This is a genomic window from Flavobacteriales bacterium (assembly GCA_013214975.1).
Taxonomy (GTDB): domain Bacteria; phylum Bacteroidota; class Bacteroidia; order DT-38; family DT-38; genus DT-38.
Window position 1 is genome coordinate 1 of record JABSPR010000192.1, and the last position, 3,121, is coordinate 3,121.

Genomic DNA, 3,121 nt, shown 5'->3' on the forward strand with positions numbered 1-3,121 from the left:
CTCTGATTTTTTGGATAATGCAGGAGTAGCTGGAGCTTGGGGAACGGGAACTTCCCCTTCGGCTCATAAAGGAAGTATTATATCGCCTAGGATTGATGTTTCTGGTTATACTGACTCTGCCCTAGTAGTTGATTTTTATTCTTATTATTTAAATTATCAGATTGGCGAATTAAGTATTTCATTTTCTGTTGATGATGGAGCAACTTGGTCTACTACAGACTTTAGAACACTTCAACCAGCAGCTACAAATACTAGTGCAGAAGGTTTTGTAGCTGTTGTATTTCCAACAATTACAGCTGGAGTAACTAATTTAACTCAATGTAGAATTAAATTTACTTTTGATGGAAATTATTATTTTTCTATGATTGACGATGTTTCAATAGCAGTTGCTGATGAATACGACTTAACAATAGCCATAGAAGATGCTGGAGGTACTACCTTAGCTGCTAAATATAATCAATTAACTATTACTAATAATAGACATTTCCCATTAAGCCAAATGAACACACATCACTTAATGTTTGGAGCTAATGTAAAAAATTATGGACATAAAAATGTTTTACCTACTGATGGAGCTACGCTTAATGTAGAGATTCAAGCAAATCAAAGTGGTAATTGGGTTGCTGTACATAATCAAAGCACTAATATTCAGGATACAATAAAAAGTACAAATGGGACCGCAGTAACAGACACTCTCAACAGTAGTTCTTGGGCTCAGATTGGAGATTTTAGAGCAAGGTATACTACTTCATTATCAACAGATAACAATGCAAGTAATGATACTGTATATCACCTTTTTTCAATAAATGATAATTCATATGCTTCTAAAGTTGCCTTACGTCCAGATAATACGCCCGCTTACAATAGACCAATGTTTCCGGGAGGTACGTCTTTTCAATCTTTTGAATATGGATCAATGTTTGAGTTTTCTAATGCGGTTAATGAAGCCTTAAGAATTGATTCTGTTTCATTTAGGTACTATATCCCTAATACTTATACTGGAGCAACTACAGCTACAGTCTTTGTAACGATCTATAAATTTATTGATGGAGCAAACGGAAGTACACTTAACGGATTCTTAGATGATGATAATGAATTAATTCTTGCTGGAGTTAGTACAGTTAATTTAACGGGATTAGGATCAACAACTCCTAATGGAACATCTAATGTTGGTATTGCTACAGGATTTATTGATAATACTAGTGGGGCACCATTAACAAACTTAACCGATGATTATTATTTAGCTACATTAAGTCTTGTAGATCAATCTAGTCCCTTTAACAGTACTAATTCAATCTGGTTTGGAGCATCATCAATAAATAATTTCTCATTAAATTTAGCAATGAGTTCTTCAGGAAATGTAATTTCACATCCATCACCTGTTAAGATTGTAGATGCTACTGGAACAGGCGGTTGGAACTGGATTGGGTTTGGAGCGAACATAGTTCCTTCAATAGGAGTTCATTTATCTGGTTGTCCTATTACAACCTCTAATTTTAGCGTAACTGCAAACGAGTGTAGTGGTTATACCGTTCCAAGTGGAGATTCTACCTATACAGCTGTTGGAAACTACACTGTTAATGACACGATTAACAATGCAGCTGGCTGCGATAGTGTAATGACTATTACCATTACTATTGAATCTTTAAACCAAACAGTAACTGCAACTAACTCTACACTTTGTTCTACCAATACAGGGACAACAATAACTACTGGTTCTTCAGAAACAGGTGTCAACTACTACTTAAGGGATAATGCCAACGATACTATTGTAGACGGACCAATGCCAGGAACAGGGAGTCCAATTTCTTTGAATACAGGGAATATTGCTTCAACAATGACCTTCAATATTTTTGGAGAAAAGGCTTCCATAGGATTGGAATTTGATGGAAGTTCTACAGAAATTGCGCTATTAACATATGTACCAACTTTTTCAAATAATTTCACTTATGAAGCTTGGGTAAACCCAACTGCAACTCATGAAATTGACGCTCAAGCAAACAGTGGAGCCGATGGTGTTACAGGGCAAAATTATTTGATTGGTGCAGCTCATAGATCAGGAGATGGAGGAGTTGGTATTTCAGTTGGAACAAATGGTGTAAGTGTTTATGAACATGGTTCAAATTACATGCCAGCACTATTAGTTTGGACTGGAACAATCAGTACATGGACCCATATTGCAGTAGTCTATACTGCTAAGCAACCTACACTATATGTTAATGGTACTTTAGTTGCTACTGGTTTAACAAGTTTAAAAGCAAATGTTTATCCATCTTTGGGAATAACACCCAACGGTGTAAATAATGGTATTGGTGGAGGTGACTATGGTTATTACTCTGGTCAAGTAGATGACTTTAGATTATGGGATGTTTCCAGAACACCAGCTGAAATTCAATCATCTATGAATAGTTGTTTAACAGGTGCTGAAGCTAATCTTTATGCATTATATGATTTTGAAGATGGTACTGGAAGTTCTACTTTAACTGATTTAACGGCAAACTCAAATGATGGAACATTAACAAATATGGACCCCGCTACAGATTGGATAGTTGGAACAGGTTCATGTTCAGGGTGTAGTTTAGAAATGACATCAACAGCAACAGTAACCGTATTGCCAGCATTAACAGGTACTGACACTAGAACCGAATGTAACTCATACACTTGGATTGATGGAAATACTTATACAGCAAACAACAGCTCTGCTACTTTCAACATTGCCAATGGTGCTGCAAATAGCTGTGACAGCTTAGTAACATTAGATTTAACAATTAATACTGTAGACACCTCTATAACAAATAACTCTCCTACTTTAACTGCTAATGCTACAGGAGCAACTTACCAATGGTTAGATTGTAACAACAACATGAGTGTGATTCCAGGAGCAACTAATGCGAGTTATACTGTTACAGTTAATGGTTCTTATGCTGTTGTGGTAACGCAAAATGGTTGTACAGATACTTCGGCTTGTATTCCGGTAACTGTTACTGGAGTAAACAATGATCAATTATCAGTTGATAACTATAAAATTTATCCTAACCCATCAAAAGGAATCTTTACGGTTAGTTTAGATCAATTAGATGATAATTCAAGTATTATTGTTTACAGTGCTGTTGGTGCAGTA

The 3,121-nt window shown here is 35.8% G+C and carries 1 protein-coding gene; it reads left to right on the top strand.

Annotation, left to right across the window (positions count from 1 at the left end):
- Nucleotides 1-3,121 (top strand): LamG domain-containing protein (locus HRT72_06535; GenBank protein ID NQY67364.1); only part of this gene is annotated, 3,121 nt, incomplete at both ends.